Origin of the sequence: Kitasatospora griseola (assembly GCF_044999035.1) — a bacterium.
Classification (GTDB): domain Bacteria; phylum Actinomycetota; class Actinomycetes; order Streptomycetales; family Streptomycetaceae; genus Kitasatospora; species Kitasatospora griseola.
In genome coordinates, this window is the sequence record NZ_CP173360.1 from 2,333,546 (window position 1) to 2,355,496 (window position 21,951).

Genomic DNA, 21,951 nt, shown 5'->3' on the forward strand with positions numbered 1-21,951 from the left:
CCGCCGTGCACCCGACCGAACCCGTCGCCCGGCGCTTCCCACTGGTCGCCAGAATCCGGCCCGCGTGCCTGCCCCTGAACGCCCGTGTCGGCCGGCTCTGCGAGCTGGCCGACACGGCCTCCCGGCAGGCGGACCCGGGCCAGGCATCCACCGTCTTCAACCAGGCAGCGCTGCTCGCCTCCGATCTCGGCCTGCCCGAGCACGCCCGCGAGCTGTGCCACCGCCACGCCAGCCTCTACCTGCCCCGAGGACCGCTCCCGGCGATGAGCGCCATCCGCGGCCTGGAGCCGATCGTCAACCTCGCCCGCCTCCACATCCGCGCCGGACACCACCAGCGCAGCCACCAACTCCTCCTCGACCTTTACCGCGCCGTCACCAGCGCCACCGAGACCGTCCTCGACGGCATCACCGTCCCGGCCGAGCTGACCGAGACCGACCAGCAGCGCGCCGAAGTGCGGGCGTGGCTGTGGCGGGTCGTCATCGCCGACGGCACCCGCGCCCTCACCACCGCCGGCCGCTGGAGCGAGGCCCTGCGCCACATCGAGGAACACCGCGGCATCGGTCGGCGCATGCTCGACGGCCGCCAGGTCGGCGTCCTCGCACGCGCCACCACCGACGATCTGCCCGGCGCCCTCGCGCTGCTGGAGGACACCGAGCCCGGCGACCCGCGCGAGAACGCAGTCACCGCCGTGCTCACCGCTCTGTGCCGCCCCGGCGACCAGAGGGCAGCCGACCGAGCGCTCGGCCACTGCCTTGCCTTCAAGCCGGACGAGGGCCTGGCCGTCTTCACCACCCGCCTCACGCTGACCGCCATCGACGCGGCCGACCCCGACACGCCCGCCGCCCGAAACCTCCTCGCCCACCTGACCAGCCGAACGAGTGATTCCGGCGACGGCTACGCGCTGCGCGACCTCCTCACCCATGAAGGCGTTCGACGACGTCTCGACCCAGTCCAGCGCGCGGCACTCGAACGGGATCTCGCCGCTTGCGCACTGGGTTCTGCCCCCCTGCCGGACGCCCTGCGCGCCCGGTTGGAGGAAGCGTTGGAGCACGCGCGCGGGGTGCTCGAAAAGTCCCCGTTCGACCCGGGCTCGCCCGGAGGGAATCCGCTTGAGCGTCGCGTTCGAACAGCGCCATCATCAGTCACCTCCGCTCGCGCGACCCCGTCCAACTCCGGTGCATGATTGCGCACTTGTCGCGCCCTGTGTCGACGCCCGACTCCGCCCGCTCGAACACCAGCCACGTCTGGAGGTCTTCGTGGACCACCTCACCGCCCACGCCGCCGGCATCACCTCTTCCGGCCGGCCGGCCGTGCCCGCCCGCGATTCCGAGGAGCCTGTTCAGTGATCGACTTCGACGTACTCACGAACCTCGCCGCACGCGAGGGCATCGAACGGATCGGCGTCGGCGTGGTAGTCCGGGACGCCTCGGGACGAGTCCTGTTGATCCGTAGGTCGGCGCGTGACGTCCTGCCGGGCCTGTGGGAGTACCCGGGCGGCGGCCGGGAGGAGAGCGAGACGGTGCCGGAGGGCGCGGCCCGCGAGCTGGCCGAGGAGACCGGGCTCGCCGGTCTGCCGCTGGACTACGCGCGGCATCTCGACTTCACCAACCAGCGCGGGCGGCGGGTGCGCCAGTTCGTCTTCACCACCGTCGTACCGGACGGCGCCGAGATCACTCTTTCCCCGGACCACGACGGCCACCAGTGGGCGTACCCGGACGCCCTGTCGCCGACCGGCGACGGGCAGCGCTCGGTGATCGAGTGGCTCACCCGTCGCCTGAGCATTCCGGGCTGGCGGCCGGTCGGCGGCTACCTCACCACCATCGCCCGGCCCAGCTCCTACGGCTGCCTCCTGGTCACCGACCCGCAGGGGCGCGTCCTCGGGATGCGCTCGGCCATCGACCCGTCCGTGTGGAACTTCCCGGGCGGCAACGTCGAGCACGGCGAGACGCCCTTCGCCACCGCCCTGCGCGAGGCCGAGGAGGAGCTGGGCCTCGACCTCGCCGCCGAGAACCCCGAGGTAATCGCCCGGCGGCGTCTGGTCGCCGTCATCCACGAACAGGCCGGCACCGAGTACCCCGTCCCGGTCTGCGGCTACGTCTTCGACGGCGGCGTCCTCACGACCGAGCAGCAGGCCCGGATCCGGCTCGATCCGGCCGAGCACACCGAGTGGCGGTTCGAGACCGCCCACGACTGGCGGCAGCTCATGCGACCCGCTCGCTACCAGCGGCTCCGCCAGATCCTGCGCGCCCACCGCTCCGGCATCCCCCTCTACCTGGAACGCCCCACCCCGGCCCACGACGACTTCGAGGGTGTCCTCGTCCTCGTCACCGATCTCGCGGGCCGGCTGCTGATGCACCGGCGCGAAGACCGGCCGAGCATGCCGTGGCCCGGCTACTGGACCCCGATCGGCGGCTGGCGCGAGGCCGACGAGAGCCCCGAGGAGACCGCCGTGCGCGAGGTCCGCGAGGAAGCCGGCATCGCGATCACCGGACAGCGGGCCCTCCCCGACCCGCACGCCGACCTCGGCCTACCGCTCACCCGCGTCCTGCACGCCGTCTGGGACGGACCCGAGAGCGATCTGCGGCTCGGTGACGAGGGCCTGGCCGTGCGCATGGTCCCCCTCGACGAAGTACTCGACCTGAAGGTCCCGCCGTACCTGCGGCACTACCTGCCGCTGCTCGCCGAGGCGGCCGGTCTGCCGTCCGGGAGCACCTCGTGAATCCGCGCGACGACACCCGCCACTTCGCCGCGATCACGTCCCGTGCCACCAGGGCGGATCCGCTGACCCTGGTCGTCGGCGTCCACCTCGTCCTGCTCGACGGCGACACGGTGCTGCTCGGCCGGCGCCACAACACCGCCTACGCGAACGGTCTGTGGCACCTGCCGGCCGGACACATGGAGCCCGGGGAAACGGTCACCCGCTCGATGACGCGCGAAGCCGAGGAAGAACTCGGCATCCTCATCGCCGTGGACGACCTCGCGCTCGTCCACACCCTGCACCACCTCGACGCCGACGACGGCCGCAGCCGCCTCCAGCTGTTCTTCCGGCCCACCCGCTACAACGGCGAGGTCCGAAACGCCGAGCCCCATAAATGCGACGCGCTACGCTTCTGGCCTCTCGACCAACTCCCAGCCGACATCGTGCCCTACACCGCCCATGCGCTCGGCGAGATCACCCGCGGCAGCACCCTGTCCACCGTCGGCTGGCCGGCATGAGCGCCACCACCGTCCCCCACGACGTGGACCGGCTGCTCCGCGAGACGGCAGGACGCTACGAGCTGCTCGGCGTGCGCTCCCACGACCGCGCCGGGTGCCCGAACGTCTGGGAGGCCGTCGACAGTTGCGGGCGCCGCCTGTTCGCCAAACGCCACAAGAACGCGCTCATGCACGAGCGGGAAACCACCGCCTACCGGCTGCTCGCACCATTCCTCGGCGAAGGCCGGACGCCAGTTCTGGTCGCCAAGGACACCCGGTCGCTGCTCGTCGTCACCTCTGCGCTTCCCGGTACCCCGGTCATCAGCACCGCCCTCACCACCGCCGAGGAGCAGGAGGTGTACCGGCAGGCCGGGCAGCTCCTGGCCACCGTTCACGCGCAGCCGACGGCCGGAGCTCCGGTCGGCAACTACCTGCCCTGGGCCCGGGAACGCGCACGGGCGCTCGCTCGCGCACGCGACGCCCGCCTGTCGGACGAGGACATCGAGGTCCTGGCCGAGACCACCCGCACCGAGCCCCCGCCCACCGCGCTCGCCTACTGCCACGGCGACTTCGGCCCACGGAACTGGCTCGTGCGCCGCGACGGCGACCGTCTGACGCTCGGGCTGATCGACTTCGAACGCAGCCACGTCGAGGCCCCGGCCCGGCGCGACCTGATGCGCGTGACGCTCCAGCTGACGCCCCACCGGCCTGACCTGCGTGCCGCATTCACCGCCGGGTACGGGCGCGACCTCACGCCGCAGGAGCGGGCGGCGTGCCGGGCGTGGGCCGCGATCGACTGCCCCGCCGCCCTGCGCTGGGCCCTGGACCACCACCGGGACGAGGAGGTCATCGGCTACGCCCGGACCGTCCTCGATCTGCTGCGCAACCCGAACCCGGTTACCTGAACACCCCTTTACTTCCTACCGGTTGGAGCACACATGCAGTCCCTGCGCCAGGCCGTCTGCGTCATCGTCCACGACGAAAAGGCGGGCAAGGTCGCCTGCGTCCACTACGCCAACGACACCTGGTCCACTGTCCCCGCCTGGACCGTCCCCGGCGGCAAGGCCGAGGAGGGCGAACGCCTCGACGAGGCCGCCGCCCGCGAACTGCGCGAGGAAGCGGGCCTGGTCGTCGACCCCGAGCAGCTGCGGCTCGTCCACACCATCCAGGTCAAGGCCGGATGGGACGGCAAGGGCCCGTTCTTGCTCTCGGTCTTCGCCGCGACGTCCTGGCGGGGCGAGCTGACGAACACCGAGCCGGACAAGCACCTCGCCGTCCTGTGGATGGACGCCGCCGCGCTGCCCACCCCCATGTTCCCCACCTCGCACGCCGCCCTCACCGCCTACCTTGCCGGCGACGGGCGGGGATTCTCCACCTACGGCTGGGACGCCTCGGAGGACCTGCGCACCCTGGTCGGGGCCTGAGACGGCCGGCCGCCACCGCCTCCCGCCCAACGGCGAGCAGGCGGCCCTGCCCGCGGACGTCGACCTGCGGCTGCGCGCCATCACCCAAGGCCGCACCGTCAGAGAGGAAGGCGTCGCCACGCTCCCGGGCGGTCGGCACCCGTACGCCCACCGCACGCTCTACCGGCCCGACGGCAGCGTCGACCGGCTGCTGGAGCGCTTGGCCCCCGGCCCGCTGCACCCGCCCGGCTCCCCTCCCGCAAGCTGACCCGCCCGCCGAACGCCCCGACCGAGAGGAGCGGCCGTGTCCGCCGCCGACCACTGGAACGACCACTACCAGCAGGGCAAGGGCTTCCGGCCCGTCACCGAAAAGGAGGTCGCGCTGCTCGCCGAGCACCTCGGTCCGGGTTCCGGCCGCCGGGCACTCGACCTGGGCTGCGGCACCGGCGAATACGCCGCCGCCCTTCACGACCTGGGCTTCACCACCACGGGCGTCGACTTCTCCCAGATCGCCGTCACCACCGCCCAGGACCGGCACCACGCCCGTGACGGCCTCGACTTCCGGCACCTCGACACCGACCGCGGCGGCCTGGACCTGCTCCCGCCCGGCACCTTCGACCTCGTCACCTGCCGGCTCTTCCTCCCGTTCGTCGACCTCGTGCCGACCGTCGCCGGCGCCCGCCGCCTCCTCGCCCCCGGCAGCCGACTCCTCGTCACCACCCCGCTCGCCGAACGCCAACGCGCCGGCTGGGAGTCGATCGGCCTGCGCTCGGCCGCCCTCGACCTGCTGCGCTCCTTCGGCTGGGCCGACGCGGCCGAGTACCCGCTCGACGAGCTGCTCTGCCTCCTGCTGACCACCCACCCCACTCCGGAGAGGACCTGCCGATGACCCCCACCACCGCCGTCCGGCCCGCCGCCCCCGAGGACGCCGACGAACTGCTGCGCCTGCGCGTCGCCGTCCTGGACGGCGGCCCGCTCACCGACGAATGGCGCACCACCTTCCGCAACGACATGCGCGAGCGCCTGGGCACCGACCCGAACCTGCTCGCCTACGTCGTCCCCACCGACGGCGGCCTCGCCGCGTGCGCCATCGGCATCGTCTACCGCGGCTACCTCGGCCCCGCCTTCCCCACCGGCCTGTGGGGCCGCATCCACACCGTGGCCACCGACCCCGCCCACCAGCGCCGCGGACACGGCCGCGCCGTCACCACCGCCCTCGTCGAAGCCCTCCAGGACCGCGGCTGCGGCGCGGTCGAACTGCGCGCCACCGCCGCCGGCGCACCCCTCTACAGCTCCCTCGGCTTCGAGCCCATCGACGGCTTCATGACGCTGCGACCCGGCCCCGGCGGGTGGGTGCGGTGACCGCCTTCGTCCCGCCCGAGCAGTTCGTCCCGACCCTGCCGCACGGCGTCTCCTACGCCGGCGTGTTCTTCACCGACCACGACGACCGGCCGCTGCTGCTCACCTCCGTCCACCACCCCGGCGAGTACCAGTACCCCGGCGGCCTCCTCGACCCGGGCGAAGACCCGTGGGGATGCGCACTGCGGGAGACCGCCGAGGAGATCGGCTTCGTCCCCGCCGCCCTCGACGACGCGCCGCGCCTGCTGCTGCTCTCCTTCACCCCGCCCGAACCGCCGTGGCCGTGGAAGATCGGCGTCACCTTCGACGGCGGCCGGCTCACCGACCGGGAGATCGAACGGATCACCCTCGACCCCGCCGAACACAGCGGCCACGCCGTGCGCACCGTCGACGACTGGTCGCCCCTCGTCGGCCCGCGGCGCCTGCGCACCCTGCGGGCCTCGCTCACCGCCCGCCGCACCGGCCGCGCCGAGTACCTCGTCTCCGAGCCCCGGATCCCGGGCGAGAACGGATGACCACACCTGCCCGCAGCTTCCCCACGAAGGAGAGCGCTTGAAGACCCGCCCGTCCGAGAGCAAGACCGACACCGCCACGGCGGACAGCATCTCCGCCAGCGAGAAGTTCCTGTTCGGCGGCCCCCTGCGCTACGACTACGGCTTTACCTCCCACGAGCAGACCATGCTCAAGATCAGCTTTCTCGCCGTCGCCCGCCAGATCCCCGGCATGCTCCGCACCGCCCTGCACCTGGCCTGGCGCGCCGACCGCACTGCGCTGATGGTGGTCGCCCTCGCCGAGATCGGCCGCGCCCTGGCCGCCGCGTTCGGGCTCCTCGCCACCAACCGGGCCCTGGCCTCACTGTTCGCCTCCGGCAGCTCCGACCAGCTCCTACGCGCCGCGCTGCCGGCCGCGCTCGCCGTCGGCGGCGCCTCCGGCCTCTCCGCGCTCCTGGGAATCGCCTCTGCCTGGGCCGGCGACCGCCTCGAACCCAAAACCGAACGCGCCGCCACCGTCGCCTTCCTCGCCCGCGCGGCCCGCGTCGAACTGGCCTCCCTGGAGGACCCGGACTTCAGCCGGCTGCTGGAGTCCGCCCGCTTCGGCACCGCGGCAGTACGCCGCCTGATCAGCCAGAGCATCGCCGTCCTCACCGCCCTACTCGGCCTCGTCGCCGCCGGCGGAGTCCTCCTCACCCTGGACCCGGTCCTGATGCCCATGCTGGTGCTGATCGCGGCCCCGAAGGGCTGGGGCGCGGTGCGCTCCGCCCGCCGCCGCTACGGCTCGACGATGGCCTGGCTCCAGCACCACCGGGCCGCCGCCATCCTCGCCCAGCTGATCACCCAGCCGCACTCCGCGCCCGAGGTCCGCGTCCACGCCATCGGACCGTTCATCCTCGGCCACTACACCGCCATGGCCGAAGCGTCCGAGCGCGAGCAGAACCGGCTCGCGGGCGCCGCCGCCGGCACCTCCATGCTCGCCTCCGCCCTGTCCGGGCTGGCCGCCGCCGCAACCTTCGCCGTCCTCGGCTGGCTCGTCCACGACGGGCAGATGGCGCTCGCCGTCGCCGGCACCGCGGTCGTCGGCATCCGCACCGGAGCCGCCGACATCACTTCCCTCGTCAACACTGCGAACCGCCTCTACGAGGAGGCCCTGTTCGTCGCCGACCTGGGACGTCTCCAGCGCGAGTCCGAACGCCGCGCCATCCCCACCGGCGGCACCGACCTCCCGCACCGCCCCGACACGATCACCTTGGAGGACGTCGGCTTCACCTACCCCGGCCGCAGCACCCCGGCCCTGACCGGCATCACCCTGACCATTCCGCGCGGGCAGGTCGTCGCCCTGGTCGGCGACAACGGGTCCGGCAAGTCCACCCTCGTCAAGCTGATCTGCGGCCTCTACCTCCCCGACACCGGCCGCATCCTCTGGGACGGCACCGACACCGCCGTCGCCGACCGGGACCAGCTGTTCTCCTCCGTCTCCGTCCTCGAACAGGACTTCCAGCGCTGGCCGTTCACCCTGCGCGCCAACGTCCTCGTCGGCCGCCCCGAACACGGCGACGACCCCGCCCTCCTCAAACGCGCCGCCGACTACGCGGACCTCCACCCGATCGTCGAGGCCCAGACCAACGGCTGGGACACCCTCGCCGCCCGCGGCTTCCAAGGCGGAGTGCAGCTGTCCGGCGGGCAGTGGCAGCGCGTCGGCATGGCCCGCACCCACCACCGCGCCACCACCCACGGTCCCGGCGGACGCCCCACCCACCTGGTGATCGCCGACGAGCCGACCTCCGCCCTCGACGCCCAGTCCGAGGTGGCCGCCTTCGCCCGCATCCGCGAACTCGCCGACCAGGGGCTGACCGTCATCCTGATCACCCACCGCCTCGCCGCCACCGCCGACGCCGACCTCATCTACGTCCTCCACCAGGGCCGCCTCGCCGAACAGGGCACCCACGAAGAGCTGATGGCCGACCCGGCTGGCCGCTACCGCGCCTCCTACCTCCTGCAAGCCGCCCAGTACGCCTCCGCCGTACCGCACCAGCGCGGCAGCGAGCTGGCGACAGAACCCACCTGACCACCGCCGGGCGGGCACCCGGCCGGATCGCCCGCCCCCGTCCACCACCTGGAGCACACGATGCCCCACCCCAAGCGGCTGCAGAACGCCGTACGCGAGGTCGTCGCCGCCCTACGATCAGCTCAATGACCAACGGCTCGGACGGCGTTGGGACCTCACCGACTACGCACTCGGCTTCGTCGGCGACCTCGCGAAGCTGGTCATGGCCCACGAGGGTCACCGCACCGACGTGACGGCCGACCGCGAGGCCCTCGCCCACGAACTGTCGGACTGCCTGTTCTCCCTCCTCGTGATCGCGGAGGAGACGGGCATCGACCTCGAAGCCCGGTTCCCCGCCGACATGGCCGCCATCGCCGCCCGGGTCCGCGCCCGAATCGCAACCGGCGGTCCGGCGTCGACCGCCGACGCGGCAGATGACCAGCCGCCGTCGGCCGGCGCCCGGTAACCCCTCAGGACCACAGACCCGCCGGCGCCACCGGGCACCGCCGCACGTTCCCTCCCGCGCGCCGTGCCTGACCTCCAACCTCGAAATCCGGTTGCCCACCGCCGCCGGTTGCCGATTCCATAGCGGGATGGAGACGCCAACTCGCTCTCTCATCAATGGATTTCACCGAAACGGCTACTGCGTCGTGCCCGACGTCCTCAGCCCTAGGCAGGTACGCCGCTGGCGCTCGCTGGTCGAAGACCACCTGGCGGAGCAGCCACCCGCCCCGGGCGCCACCGGCCCCTACTTCCTGTGGCCGGCCTTCGCCGAGCACAGCAGCCTGCGCGACCTCTACGAGGAAAGCGGCATCAGCGACGCGGTCCGCCCGCTCCTACGGCCCGAGCTCGCCCTCCCGGAACCCGAGGTCGCCCAGCTGGCACTTACCCTGCCCCCACACCCACATCATCCCGGCGCCCCGCACATCGACGGTCTCACCCCCACCGAGGACGACGGACGCCCAGGCACCTTCACCGTGCTCGCGGGCCTCCTGCTCACCGACCAGCTCCACCCCGACCGCGGGAACCTGTGGGTGTGGCCTGGAACGCACCTGACTACCGCCGCATGGCTGCGCCACCACGGCGCAGACGCCCTGCGCGGTGCCGCGCCCTACCCACCGGTCGAGCTTCCCGCGCCGATCCAGGTGACCGGCAAGACCGGGAGCATGGTCCTCGTCCACTACCTGCTCGCCCACAACATCGGCGGCCACTTCGGCACGGCCGACGACGAGCGCCGCGAAACCGTGTACTTCCGGCTGCGCGCTGCCGGCCACCGCGAGCGCTGGCATACGGCCGTGACGGACCCGCTGGCGGAATTCGCACCCCCTGGGCGGTGGTGAGGACTTCGCCACGGTAAAGCAGGCGCCAGCCTCCGCCCCGCCGCCGTCCGCCGACCACGACAGGGTGATTGGCGGACGTGCTCGCTGGCCGTGCTCGGCCTGCCTGGGGCATCGACCGGCTGGCCGGCGTGATTTGTCACGTGGTGCTGAACCGTGTGCAAACGGTAGACCCCCTCCGTTTGCAGTGTCACCTGCGGCGACCGAGGGCTTCGAGGTGCGCCCGTGAGGCTGGACGGTCGCCGGCCTCCGGCGCAAGGGCCCTGGTGCTGTACGGGATCATGGTGATGCGTGGGTGGCTCCCGGGGGATCCGCGCCCACTCCCCGCCGCACCAAGGCTCAGCGTGCCCACTGTGGATCGCCCGCCACATCGCCAACGGTGGCGCCCGTTGACTGCCCGGCCGGCGTAGCCGCGCAACACGAGCCTGCACAGTGGGGCATGGCGCTCATCGAGCACCTGCCTTGTCCGCGCGGTGGCGAACGCGACGGTGACGTCCGAGGGCGCCGCCCCTCGGCAGCCAGTCCGTTCGGGTCGTTCACCGCCTAGGGACGAGGATGCCTGACAAGCCGATCTTGTCGAGCCATCCTGCCACCGCCACCGCAGCGAGGACCCACAGCGCGAAGGCGCAGACTATCCCCACCCAGATGAGGAACTGGCCCACCAACTCGGTACCCGTCCTCGATCGCATCACGCCACGGCCCTACCGCTGGAAAGGTCCGCGACCCGAAGGAGCCGTTGCAGCTCGTTCTTGCGGACCCGGTACTCCTTCCCGAGCCGGAGGACGGCGCACGGATACTGGCCGGTCCTCGCGAGCCTGTAGCCCGTGGTACGGCAGAGCGAAAGCAGCGTGTTGGCCACCGGCAGGGGGACGGCTGGCGGCAATTCTGCGAACGTGCGCCGGATGCCCGTGTCGTCCACCTCCAGAAGCCGGAACAGGTCGGTAGTGACGACCCTGTGGCCGTCTCCCACCTGGATGACCCCGCACGGGTACTGGCCGGTCCGAGCCATCAGATAGCCCTTGGTCCGACTCAGGGCGAGCATCCGGTTGGCGTCGGTCAGCAGCAGTGCCGGCGGGAGGCTCGCGAGGGCCGCCCGCGAGTATCGGGCTCCAACCGAAGCGACTACTTCCCTCACATCGACCTCCCGAACACGACTCGTTCTCTGTGAGGGAAACATCTACCACACCTTCCACGAAAGAAGCAGTTCGCACGTTATACTTCTCTCATGACACCCCAGCTAGCCATCCAAGACTTCACCGCTCGAGTCGGTGCCGCAGTCAAGACCCTCCGCATGGAGGCCGGCCTCAGTGCACCGGACCTCGCTACCGCCTGTACCGAGCTGGGAGTGCCTGTCACCGGGAACGCGATCAACAAAATCGAAACTCTCCGCCGAGAATCCTTGAAGCTGGAGGAGGCCCTCGCCTTCGCTGTCGCGCTCAGGGTGCCGCTCGTCAGCCTCATCGTCCCGCTCGACGGTGAGGCCGAGGTCGACCTCCTCCCCAACCTCAGACTGCCGGTCTGGGAAGCCGCGATGCTGATCACCGGCGAGGACCCGCTCCACGGCGCCGCCGCTGAAGGCCGCTCCCACAGCGTTCTCGCCATCTACCGCGAGCACGCGGTCGACGTCAGGACCGCCGTGATCTCAACTCGCGAGGCGCGCGAACGACGTTCCCAGGCTGTCAATCACGAGGTCGGATCGGATCGATACCAGCAACTGTCGCGCCAGGCATCCGAGTTCGAACGCATCGCGACCGAGGACTGCCAGCGACTGCGGGAGACCCGCACCCGCATGCGAGAGCAGGGCCTGCACCCCTCACCTTTGCCGGCCGTTCTGGCCTTCATCGACTCGGACGAATAGAGCGGAGACTGCATGAAGGACCCCAGTGTCCCGCTCCACTGCGCCCCCTCTGAGGCGCTTCAGGGCCAGGTGCGTATTGCCGACGAGCCGCAAGGAGTGTTGCCACCTGCGCATTCCTGCGAAGCCCCGACAAGATCCGGACTGGCCACCGATTCACCCCTGAAGCTCTCTCGGCCAGTCCAAGGATCACCAAGGTGCACCGACTCTGCGCTCAACCCGCGTTCCCCGCGACGCACCCCGTTCGTTCCAGCGAGTGTGCGCCGTGAACGATCTGCAACAACCTGGAGGCGACACCGGCCAGCCCGCGGTCGTCGACCTGCTCCACAGCGGCTGGTACACCGCGGACGAGCTGGCACCTCTCCTGAAGGTCGATCCGTCAACCCTCCGTCGCTGGCGCACCGCCAAGCCTCCTCAAGGGCCGCCCTTCGTCCGTCTCGCCAACCGGACCGTCGTCTACTCCATACCTGACACTCAGGCGTGGCTCGTATCCCAACGAACAGTTCCCACGAAACCGGAGGCCGCATAGCTTGGCTAACACCCCAGTGATCGTCCCGATCGCGATCGACCTGACCGACGACATCGAGTTCCGGCCGGACCGGCGCCCCGACTTCCGGTACCGCGCACGTGTGCGGTGGTGGGATCCCGAAGGCGGCGGGCGAAAGTCGCTCTCCAACTCCGTTGCGTCCGAAGACGAGGCGAAGGATTGGATCGACCGTCTGCGCAAGGCGGCCAAGCGCGGAATCGTTCCGTCGCTCTCGAATGTGACGTTGGCGGACTACGGGGACGAGAACTGGGACCTGGCCATGCGTGGCCTGGAGCCGAAAACCCTCGACCCCTACCGGGCCGGGTGGAAGCTCCGGGTCGTCCCGACCATGGGACATGTCCCGGTCGTGTCGATGACCAACGGAATCACCGACCGGGCCCTGCACGCCTGGATATCCGACGAGGTCGGCAAGTCCTCCGTCAAGAACACCCTTGCCCCCCTCGTCCGTGTCATGGAGCAGGCCCGCCGCGACGGCATCATCGACCTCAACCCGTGCCGAATGACCGGCTGGCAGTCCCTGTACAAGCAGTTCGAGGACGAGCTGGACAACCCCCGCGCCCTCGCCCTGCCCGACTGGGACGCCCTCGACACCCTCGCCGAGGCGCTCGTCGCCCGTTCCCACGGGGCCTACCGGATTTGGGGCGACGTCGTCCGCTTCGCAGCGTGCACCGGCGCCCGCATCGGCGAGGTCTCCGGCGTCCGGGTGAAGGACATCAATCGCTTCGACTGGACGTGGGACCTCTGCCGGCAGACCACGCCAAGTCCCGGCGGACTCGTCGACAAGGGCACGAAGGGAAAGCGCCGCCGGACCGTCCCGATCATCGAAGAGATCCGCGACATGGTGACCTGGCGACTCACCGTCGTCGGGAACGACCCAATGGCCCGTCTGTTCACCGGTCCCCGGGGCGGGCGGATCAGCACGGCCGTCCTGCGCGATGCCACCCACTGGGACGAAGTCGTCATGAAGCTGGGCTACCACTGGTTGCGCCGCCATGGCCTTCGGCACACCGGCCTCACCTGGCTCGCCGACGCCGGAGTGCGCCTGCACGTCCTCCAGCGCATCGCCGGGCACGGGCAGATCACCACGACCCAGCGCTACCTCCACCCCTCGCACGCCGACTACGTCGAGGCCGGCAACAAGCTCAGCATCCACCTAAACGCGGGCCGAGAGACCGCGCCGGCGGATCCTGAGCCCACCGCCCCCCTCCGCCACCTCTACGTCGTCCGCTAACAGCTGTCGGGGGGTGCACCCCCCGGTGAGTGCACCCCCCGAGGGCCGTTCCACACCTAGGCTCCCCGAAGCCACGTCACGTCGCCAACACCCCGGAGCTGACCTTGAACCACGAGAGCGCGCCGTTCCAGAAGGTCCTCGCGCAGACGCTCACCGAGCTGGCCCGCCGCGGCGTCACGCTGGGGCCCAACGGAGTAGCGGACGCCATCGAGCAGCAGGCGACCGCCATCGCGGCGGCGCTCGGCATCAGGAAGCGCGAAGCGTTGACCCATATCGACCCCGCCGCGCTCGCCGAAGCCGTCGCCTCCGTGGCCCGACAGCGCGAACACGACGGCCTCGTTGCGGGTGAGGGGCCGTTTCCGCCCGTGGACAACCCCGAACTCGCGATGATCCTCGCCGGCGTACCGGACGCCCTCGTGGAGAGTGGAGGCGATCTCTACTCCGTCATCCTCAACGTCGCGGTCAACGCCTGGATGGCCGGCCACGTGCACGGCGAGGACGGCTGCAGCGGCTGCGACTTCCGCGGCGACACCGGCCACGACTGGCAGGCCCGCATGGCCACCCTCAGCGCGGCGGCCCCGGACATCACGAAGTGGTTCGACCGGGACGTCAGGACGAAGGCCCTGGAGAACAGCGGTTACACCGTCACGCGCCGCTGAACCCCTCGACGCCGAAACGGCTGGTCATGGGTACACCACGACCGAGCCCTCGGCCCACTCTGCGGCGAAGCTCCTGGCCCGGTCCAGCGGGGCTTCCTCGACGCAGTTGGGGAGCCCAGAGGGATCGAACTCACCTGCCCGGAAGGCCGATCAGGCACCCCCGGGCTGCCGGCCATTCCAGATCAGGTGGGGTAGCCGGTACGGCTGCGCTGCTGCATGCCCCGGAAGGCCGAGGCGGAACTGTCGAGGCGTTCCAGCGCGGTGGTGGCGAACGCCTGCACCAAGGCGTCCGGGTGGGACTTCAGCTTCTCCGCAGCCTCCCGGCGGGGGCGGATCACGTCGTCCAAGTCAGTGAAGACAGCGTTCACCGCGGTCAACCCGTGCAGGATCAGCTCCTCGCTGCCAGGGGTCAGCCCAGCAACCAGGAGCTCCGGGACAACGTGTACCCAGGCGCTGCTCGACCAGGCCAGGTGGACCGCCTTCGCCGCTCGGCGGCGTGCGCTCGGCGGTCCGCTGGCCCACCCGGCTAGTGCTCGCGACCAGGCGTCGGTGTCCTTGCCGATGGCAGTAAACGTCTCGCACAGCAGGTCCTCGAGGGAGTCGTCGAGGGCGGTGGCTGGTGCTGTCGACCAGCGCTGCTCGAACGCGGCGGTGATCTCGTCACGCACCGCAATGTCGAGGCTCTCGAGGTGCTCCGTCCAGGAAGCTGGCAGGCGGTGACCGCCGAGGACATGTCCTGCCAGGACCTGGGCGAATCGCTCGGGCGACCGGCGGGCGATCTGGATCACTCCGTGGCTGATGAGGCCCAGGCTGTCGTTGTTCATGAGGCCGGTGGTGTCGGTGGTGAGCCCCCGCTCCAGCACAGCCACGCATTCGGTCACCGCTGCGGGGTCCACCGGTGCGTTGGAGCGGAGCACCACCCCGATCGCCTCCAGTACCTCGGGAACCGCCTGATCCGGCCCCTGGGTGCCGAGCAGGGCAAGGCGTCCCAGGCGGTCCTCGGCTGATCTCGTGCAGTGCCATGCGTGCCGGGCGACCTGTGTGCAGATGGCGGCCGGCTCAGTGGCCTCGGTTCCGGTTGCCGCGTCCGCGAGAGCGCGAAGGAGTTGCTCTTCCTGTTCGGGGTGGTCGTCCGCCATCGCGAGTGCGAGCCCTGCGAGCCTGGGGTCACCCCCATGTTCGGAAACCCACTGCCAGACCCGCTCCGGGTGCCGGGTCGCCAGGCCGGCCAGCAGCCCAGCATCGCCTGGCAGCGGACCGCTGGCGATGCGGTCCAGGACGGGATCAGCGTCGGTCGCGTTCTCGCCTACCGCTGCGGCGAATGCCGGGAGAACCTCGTGCGCTGTGCCGAAGGAGGAGGGATCTGCGGCTTCCAGCAGGTCGATGGCCTGCGCGGTGGTCAGCTGACCGGCCAGCGTGATGGCGGTGGACTTCTGGGCTGCGACGTCCTCGGCCCAGGTGGCGGTGAAGGTGTTGGGTGGCTGAACGACGAGGAGGTGCGAGAGCCCCGGGTCGCTGAGTGCCGCCACCGCGACGGGCTCGCCGTTGGCTGCAGCTCCTGCCAGGTCGGTCCGGCGGGTACCTGTTCCGAGCGCGGCCTCGACCGCCCGGCGCCGCACGGACAGCGGAAGGTCCGTCCACCTCGCAGCGATCTTCTCGGCAAACCTCGAGGCAGCCTCCATCAGGATCTGCTCGGCGTGCGCGGGCAGCGGCTGGTGGTGGTTGCCGGGCAGGCCGCGGCCCGCGGCCTGGCGCAGTTGCTCGGGTACAGCGACCAGCACGTTGAGGAGGCTCAGGTGCTCGGGCTGGTGCAGGGCCGGTTCGGCGAGCAGCGGTTCGAGTAGATCGAGGGCCTGGTCGAGCTGGTCCCGAGTCTCCGGAAGGTCGGGAAGCGTAGCGGTGCTGATGTTGAGGGTCCTCGCGTGCTCGGGCGTGGCGTGCCGTACGAGTTCGACAGTGATCTCCAGGTAGGGCTGCAGGGCTGCGAGGAGGACTCGGGCGACGGACTCGGGGCCCCGCTTGGCCGCGTCTTCGGGGTCGAGCCCCATGGGCGGTTCGGCGGTGCGGTCCCGGACCCAGCGCGAGATCGCGCCGAGCAGGGCGCCTCGGCGTCCCATCAGTGCCTGTCCGATGAGCTGGCCGCTCGGACCGGTCCATGTACGGAATACGCGCAGCAGGCCGTCCGGCTGGTGGCCGCCGAAGACGGGCCGGGCGGCATCCATCAGCCAGGCGATGTCCAGCACGGATGCCACCGCCGCCGGGGCGGTCTCGGGATTGGTGCGTCCTGCCAGCCGGGCGAACTCCTGGCACAGGCGGTCCAGTTCGAACCGGTAGTAGGCGACGGTGTCAGTGTCCCCCCAGAGCTGCTCGGAGGCCGGCACAGGCCACTGCCGGACCAGCCGCTCGGTGAGCTGCGCGAGAAGTGTCGGATCAGCAGGGGCGGCCTGGGAGGCGAGGCGGACAACGCTGGTCCAGTGGCCGAGGTGGGCGTCTTCGGGGAGCAGGCCGAGGACGAAGGCGGTGATCGCCGAAGCGGCGGCCCGGTTGCCGCTGTCGCGGGCGGCTGCGGCCAGCACCCCGATCTGCGGATCGAGCCGCCGAGTCGCGGCATCCAAGGCGTCCGCGTGCTCCTGCAGGGTCATCTCCGGGGTGAGGCCCGAGTGGCCGGCCAGGCAGCGCAGGGCGGCTTCCGGGTCCAGCCGGACCTTGGCCCCCGAGGTGAGGGCGTCGGCCAGGACAACGGCGGCGGCAAGGTCGGGGCGGAAGGTGTAGGGCGGCGTGTCCACCAGGCCGGCGTCGGCGAGGTCGTCCAGGAGCCGGTCGAGCCGGTCGGGCTCGGACGGCAAGCTGGAGACCGCGCCGTGGAGAACAGCGAGGTCCTGACCTCCGTGGTGCGCGGCCAGGTCGCCGGCTTTGGTCAGCAGCGCGAGCGCGACCGCGACCGTCCGGTGCAAGCCAGGGTCGTCCAGTGCCAGGAGCCTGTTGGCGACCAGCTCCCGCAGGAGGCCGGAGGCGTCGCTCCAGTCGAACTTCCCGTTGGACAGGGCCACTTGGCAGGCGGCGTGGGCGATCAGGGGATTGCCGCTGGCCAGGCCAATGACGGCCGTGCGGAACTCGTTCAGTTGAATGCCGTGGTCCGTGATGATCGTGTCGATCTCCGGACGGTCCAGTCGGCGAAGCACGACCGGGATGCCGGCCTGGTGCTCGGCTCCGGCGGTGTAGAGCGTCCGCTCGCGCTGGCCCGGGCGAACGATGAGGACCAGCCGGACTCGGTCGAACCGCTGGTCGGCGAGCATCGCGGCCACCGCGGACAGGCTTTCGCTGCGATGGGCATCGTCGATCACGAGGATCAGCGGTGCGTCCAACCCCACCTCTGTGAACGAGTCCAGCGTGAATGGAGCCCCAGTAGGGACGACCAGGGTTGTGGCGACGGACCGGGCCGTCTCGATCGCGATCCTGGTCTTCCCGGAGCCGCCGGGGCCCTCCACCACGACCACCCGGCCCTCTGAAGACTCCGGGGTGAGCTGGGCGCGGAGCTGACTCTGGATCTCGGCAACGCCGCGGAGCTCAGCGGCCATCCCGGGCACCGTGCGGGAGAGCCGATCCAGGTACACCTCCGCAGTGGCCAGGGCCCTGGGCTGGCGCGGACGGACCCCCAGCTCGGCCTCGGCCACCCAGCGAAGGTCGTCCGACTCCAGTTCGACGACGAGATCGCCGAGGTCAAAGATCTCCAGGTCAACCCCGAAGTCGTCCTTCGCCCGCTTCCGCTGCCTCGCCTTCGCAATGTCGTTCGTCGAGCGGTTCATCACGAAGATGGCCGGCGCGGTACGTCCGTGCTGCTTGTGCTTCTCCAGCTCGATGGTGAGCTTCGTGGTCCACGTGCCCTGCATGCTGACCCACAGGGCCAGGTCGATCTCGTCCTCGAACAAGGGGCGATCGTAGCCGTCGAGGCCGGTGTCACCGGTGGCGCTGGTGAGGCGGAGATTGGGGTAGCGCTTCCGGAGCACTCGCAGGGCCACCCGCTCCAGGGCCCGATCGTCCGTGAGCTGTTCCAGCGCCATCTTTGCGGTTTCGTACAGCACCCCTCGCCCCTCCGCCTCACTGAGACCTGCGCGGGACCATTCTCCTCCACCTCGCTGCCGGACCGGTAAGGCCCGATCGGGGTGAGCCGGGCGCCGAAGGCCGGCCATGACGTGCCCGGTCCGCCCGGCCGCAGGGGGGAGTGCCCCTGCCAGCCTGTGCTTGTGGGGTGTCAACAACGGTACGCAGCGGCACCGATGACACCGGATGGTGGTTGAACCACGGTCCAGCCCGTAGGGGCCTGCGTCGAACTTGCTACGGCGTCGGCGGTCAGGCAGCCGACTGGCGATTGATCAGGGGCACTGCTCCGGAACGTCCGGGATTCGTCACAGCACTGCTGGAACCGAGGTGAGGGAATTCCGGCGTGGGCACTCCACGCAACCTATTCCTGCGGCTATTCTGGCCGGGAGGGGACAGGTGGGTCTTCGACCGACTGGTCCCCGGGGCAGCTCCTCGAGGTCCGCTCAGAGGGTGCTGGTCCCCAGCTGGTCCCCAGCAAGATCGTTTAGGGGTGTTCGCAGGTGGCTCGTTTCGCTGACGAGGCGCCATACGAAAGGCCGCTGACCTGGAATTTCTCCCGGCCAACGGCCTTTCCGACTCACGTCGGGACGACAGGATTTGAACCTGCGACCCCTTGACCCCCAGTCAAGTGCGCTACCAAGCTGCGCCACGTCCCGTGGTCGGCTGCCGAGTTGCCCTGGTGGGCCGCTTGGCTTTCTGACCTTGTCTCCGGCGTTCCCCGGCGACGTGGAAAACAATACAGCACGTCGGGGGGTGCTCGCTGCCAGGTATCGGGGGTGCGGCGGGGCGTGGGTCAGGGGGTGGGGTGGCGGGCGTCGTAGCGGAGGAAGGCGGGGCGGCGGGCGGCGAGGAGGAGGACGGCGGCGATGCAGGCGAGGCCGCCGGTGAGGATGGAGAGGGTGGGGGTGGTGAGGGTGGCGACGGTGCCGGATTCGAAGTCGCCGAGGCGGGGTCCGCCGGCCACCACGACGATGAAGATGCCTTGGAGGCGGCCACGCATGTCGTCGGGTGCGGCGACCTGCATCATCGTGTTGCGGAAGATCATCGAGACGGTGTCGGCGCAGCCGGCCGCGGCGAGCAGCAGCAGGCCGAGCGGCAGGTTGCGGACGAGTCCGAACGCGGCGATGGCCAGGCCCCACGCGGCGACTGAGGCGAGGACGGCGACGCCGTGGCGGTGGATGCGGCCGATCCAGCCGGAGAAGAGCCCGCCGGCCAGGGCGCCGACGGCGGGTGCGGCGACCAGCAGACCGACGGTGCCGGGTCCGCCGCCGTAGAAGGCGACGGCGATGGCGGGGAAGAGGGCGCGCGGGAGGCCGAAGATCATCGCGGCGAGGTCGGCGAGGAAGGAGGTCCGCAGGTTGGGTTGGTCGCGCAGGAAGCGCAGGCCGTCGAGGACGGTGGCGCGTTTGCCGTTCGTGGTCTGCGGTCGCATCGCGGGCAGTCGCCACATCGCGTAGAGGGTGGCGGTGAAGGCGACGGTGTCGACCAGGTACGCGGCCTGGGCTCCGTACGCGGCGATGGCGACGCCGCCGAGCATGGGGCCGACGGTCTGGCCGAGGTTCATGCCGATGGTGTTGAGGGCGTTGGCGGCGGTCAGCTGCTCGCGCGGGACGAGTCTCGGGATCATCGAGGACCGGGCGGGCGAGCTCACCGCGAAGAAGCCGGCCTGGAGGGCGACGGCCGCGTAGAGCAGGGCGACGGTGCCGAGGTGGAGCAGGGCCTGGACGGCGAGCAGCGCGGAGACGACGGCGAGTCCGCCGGAGCCGATCAGGCCGAGGCGGCGGCGGTCGACCCGGTCGGCGATGGCGCCGCCGTACAGGCCGAAGGCGATCAGCGGGAGCAGCGAGCAGAGTCCGACCAGGCCGGTGGCGAAGGTGGAGTGGGTGAGGTCGTAGACCTGGACGGAGACGGCGACGGCGGTCATCTGCTGGCCGATGGCGGAGACCGACTGCCCGAACCACAGGCGACGGTAGTCGGGGCTGTGGCGCAGCGGTGTCAGGTCGGCGAACGCGCCGCGGGTGAGGCGGCGTAGCCGGGACGCGGGCGTGGCGGCGGGTATCGGCGGGCGGGAGGGCGAGTCGGTGGGCACCCTGCCATGCTCGGCCAACAGTTCGACGGCCCTGCGCCCGGGGTCGCCCGGAGCCACCCGGAGCGCAGGACCGCAGGACCGCACCGACACCCGCCCCGGTCAGCGCAGCAGCGTCCGGGTCAGGAGTTCGACGAGTTCGTCGTCCAGGGGCCGACCGGTGGCGAGCAGGCGGTACCAGAGGGCGCCGAAGGCGAGGTCGACGGCGGTGTCGGTGGTGAGGTGGGGGGCGAGCAGGCCGGCCTCGCGGGCGCGGTCGACGACAACGCCGAGGGCTTCGCGGCGTGGGTGCAGCAGGGTTTCGCGGAAGCGTTCGCCGAAGGCCGGGTCGATCTGCGCCTCGGCCATCAGCGCCCGCAGCGCGTCGGTGGTGCGCGGGGTGGCGGCGGCGAACGTGGCGGCGAGGAAGGCGCGCAGGTCGGCGGCGCGGTCGGCAGTCTCGGGCAGCGGGATGTGCTCGCGGGCGTACGCGGTGACGGCTTCGAGCAGGACGTCCGCCTTGCCGGGCCACCAGCGGTAGACGGTCTGCTTGCCGGTGCCGGCGCGGGCGGCGATGCCCTCGACGGTGAGGCGGGCGTAGCCGACCTCGCCGATCAGGTCGAACGCGGCGCCCAGGATGGCCTGCCGGCTCTCCTCGCTGCGACGACGGCCTGGCCGTACTCCGCTGCCCGGTACAGGAGTTGACGAATCATCAGTCGCCCCGCCGGGGGCGGATTTCGCTTGCTCGATCACGGGCAGCACGCTACCTTAATTCGAGACGAGACGTCACGGTTCGAAATAGCGGACCGGCGACCGGCGACTCGCCAGGAGCGGCCGGGCTCGGCCCGCTCCCGTCGATCGGCACAGGGGAGATGGCACGGATGAGTGAGCGCACTGCACTGGTGGTCGGCGGCACCTCGGGCATCGGGCTGGCCACCGCGCGCCGGCTGCACGCGCAGGGCGCGACGGTGCACGTGGTGGGCCGCATCAAGGAGCGCCTGGAGGCGCTCGCGGTCAGCGACCCGGAGCTGGTCGGGCACCGGGCGGACGGCGGCGACCACGAGCAGATCGCCGAAGTCCTGCGCACCGTCGGGTCGTTGGACTGGCTGGTGGTCGCCCTCAGCGGCGCCGAGGGGGCGGGCCCGTTCGCAGAGTTGGACCTGGCCGCGCTGCGCAGCGCGTTCGAGGCCAAGTTCTGGGGGCAGTTGACGACCGTCCAGGCCGCGCTGCCGCATCTGGCCGAGGACGGGTCAATCACCCTGGTCACCGCGATCTCGGCCCGGACGGCCCTGCCGGGCACCGCCGGACTGGCGGCGGTGAACGGCGCATTGGAGTCGATGATCCGACCGCTCGCGGTCGAGCTCGCCCCGCGCCGGGTCAATGCGGTCTCGCCCGGCCTGGTCGCCACCCCCTGGTGGAACGGCATGCCGCAGGAGGCTCGGGAGGCCTACTTCGCCCACGCCGCAGCCCAGTTGCCGGTCCGCCGGGTCGCCGAGGCGGAGGACGTCGCGGAGGTGGTGGCCCTGGCCGCGACCAACCGCAACCTCACCGGCACCGTCCTGGAGTCGGACGGCGGACTGCACCTGGTCTCGATGAACTGAGCGCCCCCTCCAGGTTCACCGTCCCGTCCGGCCCGCAGGCGGCATCTCGCCCGCTG

19 protein-coding genes and 1 tRNA gene are annotated in these 21,951 nt (G+C 71.2%); 15 read left to right on the forward strand and 5 right to left on the reverse strand.

What is annotated here, in order from left to right; genetic code table 11:
• Window positions 1-5: 5 nt before the first annotated feature.
• From ACI1MP_RS10670 to ACI1MP_RS10720, 11 genes are all read left to right on the forward strand, one after another.
• On the forward strand, window positions 6-1,184 hold the full coding sequence (locus tag ACI1MP_RS10670) for a hypothetical protein (protein ID WP_404868523.1): 1,179 nt from the start codon (window positions 6-8) through the stop codon (window positions 1,182-1,184).
• A gap of 159 nt (window positions 1,185-1,343) precedes the next feature.
• The gene (locus ACI1MP_RS10675) at window positions 1,344-2,720 is read left to right on the forward strand and encodes an NUDIX domain-containing protein (protein ID WP_404868524.1); all 1,377 of its coding nucleotides are present in this window, start codon (window positions 1,344-1,346) and stop codon (window positions 2,718-2,720) included.
• Window positions 2,717-3,217: an NUDIX domain-containing protein gene (locus ACI1MP_RS10680; RefSeq protein WP_404868525.1), complete on the forward strand. Its 501-nt coding sequence runs from the start codon at window positions 2,717-2,719 to the stop codon at window positions 3,215-3,217. Before ACI1MP_RS10675 ends, ACI1MP_RS10680 begins: the two co-directional genes overlap by 4 nt.
• A complete protein-coding gene (locus ACI1MP_RS10685) occupies window positions 3,214-4,101 on the forward strand; it encodes a phosphotransferase family protein (RefSeq protein ID WP_404868526.1) in 888 nt (295 codons plus the stop codon). The genes ACI1MP_RS10680 and ACI1MP_RS10685 overlap by 4 nt, the downstream gene beginning before the upstream one ends.
• 33 nt (window positions 4,102-4,134) lie before the next feature.
• Window positions 4,135-4,620 carry an NUDIX domain-containing protein gene (locus ACI1MP_RS10690; protein WP_404868527.1) on the forward strand — a complete coding sequence of 162 codons (486 nt, stop codon included), beginning with the start codon at window positions 4,135-4,137 and terminating at the stop codon, window positions 4,618-4,620.
• 283 nt (window positions 4,621-4,903) lie between these two features.
• Window positions 4,904-5,488 carry a class I SAM-dependent methyltransferase gene (locus ACI1MP_RS10695; protein ID WP_404868528.1) on the forward strand — a complete coding sequence of 195 codons (585 nt, stop codon included), beginning with the start codon at window positions 4,904-4,906 and terminating at the stop codon, window positions 5,486-5,488.
• Entirely contained in the window at window positions 5,485-5,961 is a 477-nt protein-coding gene (locus ACI1MP_RS10700) for a GNAT family N-acetyltransferase (protein ID WP_404868529.1), read from the forward strand. Before ACI1MP_RS10695 ends, ACI1MP_RS10700 begins: the two co-directional genes overlap by 4 nt.
• Entirely contained in the window at window positions 5,958-6,473 is a 516-nt protein-coding gene (locus tag ACI1MP_RS10705; protein ID WP_404868530.1) for an NUDIX domain-containing protein, read from the forward strand. Before ACI1MP_RS10700 ends, ACI1MP_RS10705 begins: the two co-directional genes overlap by 4 nt.
• Before the next feature lie 37 nt (window positions 6,474-6,510).
• Entirely contained in the window at window positions 6,511-8,520 is a 2,010-nt protein-coding gene (locus tag ACI1MP_RS10710) for an ABC transporter ATP-binding protein (RefSeq protein WP_404868531.1), read from the forward strand.
• Window positions 8,521-8,722: 202 nt separating this feature from the next.
• Window positions 8,723-8,965 carry a hypothetical protein gene (locus ACI1MP_RS10715; protein ID WP_404868532.1) on the forward strand — a complete coding sequence of 81 codons (243 nt, stop codon included), beginning with the start codon at window positions 8,723-8,725 and terminating at the stop codon, window positions 8,963-8,965.
• A 127-nt stretch (window positions 8,966-9,092) separates the two neighbouring features.
• On the forward strand, window positions 9,093-9,839 hold the full coding sequence (locus ACI1MP_RS10720; protein ID WP_404868533.1) for a phytanoyl-CoA dioxygenase family protein: 747 nt from the start codon (window positions 9,093-9,095) through the stop codon (window positions 9,837-9,839).
• Window positions 9,840-10,524: 685 nt separating this feature from the next.
• Here the strand turns inward: ACI1MP_RS10720 and ACI1MP_RS10725 are convergent.
• Complete coding sequence (locus tag ACI1MP_RS10725) at window positions 10,525-11,013, reverse strand: hypothetical protein (RefSeq protein WP_404868534.1); 489 nt, start codon at window positions 11,011-11,013, stop codon at window positions 10,525-10,527.
• A 48-nt stretch (window positions 11,014-11,061) separates the two neighbouring features.
• Here ACI1MP_RS10725 and ACI1MP_RS10730 point away from each other — a divergent pair, with 48 nt between their 5' ends.
• From ACI1MP_RS10730 to ACI1MP_RS10740, 3 genes are all read left to right on the forward strand, one after another.
• Window positions 11,062-11,694: an XRE family transcriptional regulator gene (locus tag ACI1MP_RS10730; RefSeq protein WP_404868535.1), complete on the forward strand. Its 633-nt coding sequence runs from the start codon at window positions 11,062-11,064 to the stop codon at window positions 11,692-11,694.
• A gap of 527 nt (window positions 11,695-12,221) precedes the next feature.
• Entirely contained in the window at window positions 12,222-13,469 is a 1,248-nt protein-coding gene (xerC, locus tag ACI1MP_RS10735; RefSeq protein WP_404868536.1) for a tyrosine recombinase XerC, read from the forward strand.
• 104 nt (window positions 13,470-13,573) lie between these two features.
• Window positions 13,574-14,128, forward strand: a complete 555-nt coding sequence (locus ACI1MP_RS10740; RefSeq protein WP_404868537.1) for a hypothetical protein — start codon at window positions 13,574-13,576, stop codon at window positions 14,126-14,128.
• Window positions 14,129-14,310: 182 nt separating this feature from the next.
• Here ACI1MP_RS10740 and ACI1MP_RS10745 read toward each other — a convergent pair whose 3' ends face one another.
• The 4 genes from ACI1MP_RS10745 to ACI1MP_RS10760 form a co-directional block, all read right to left on the reverse strand.
• On the reverse strand, window positions 14,311-18,210 hold the full coding sequence (locus tag ACI1MP_RS10745) for a hypothetical protein (RefSeq protein WP_404868538.1): 3,900 nt from the start codon (window positions 18,208-18,210) through the stop codon (window positions 14,311-14,313).
• Window positions 18,211-18,811: 601 nt separating this feature from the next.
• Window positions 18,812-18,885, reverse strand: a tRNA-Pro gene (locus tag ACI1MP_RS10750).
• Between the two features lie 137 nt (window positions 18,886-19,022).
• Window positions 19,023-20,318 (reverse strand): MFS transporter, encoded by a 1,296-nt coding sequence (locus ACI1MP_RS10755; RefSeq protein WP_404868539.1) that lies wholly within the window; start codon window positions 20,316-20,318, stop codon window positions 19,023-19,025.
• Window positions 20,319-20,417: 99 nt separating this feature from the next.
• Window positions 20,418-21,047: a TetR/AcrR family transcriptional regulator gene (locus ACI1MP_RS10760; protein WP_404868540.1), complete on the reverse strand. Its 630-nt coding sequence runs from the start codon at window positions 21,045-21,047 to the stop codon at window positions 20,418-20,420.
• Between the two features lie 128 nt (window positions 21,048-21,175).
• On the opposite strand from ACI1MP_RS10760, the gene ACI1MP_RS10765 reads away from it, so the two are divergent.
• Window positions 21,176-21,895 carry an SDR family oxidoreductase gene (locus tag ACI1MP_RS10765; protein WP_404868541.1) on the forward strand — a complete coding sequence of 240 codons (720 nt, stop codon included), beginning with the start codon at window positions 21,176-21,178 and terminating at the stop codon, window positions 21,893-21,895.
• Window positions 21,896-21,951: the final 56 nt, after the last annotated feature.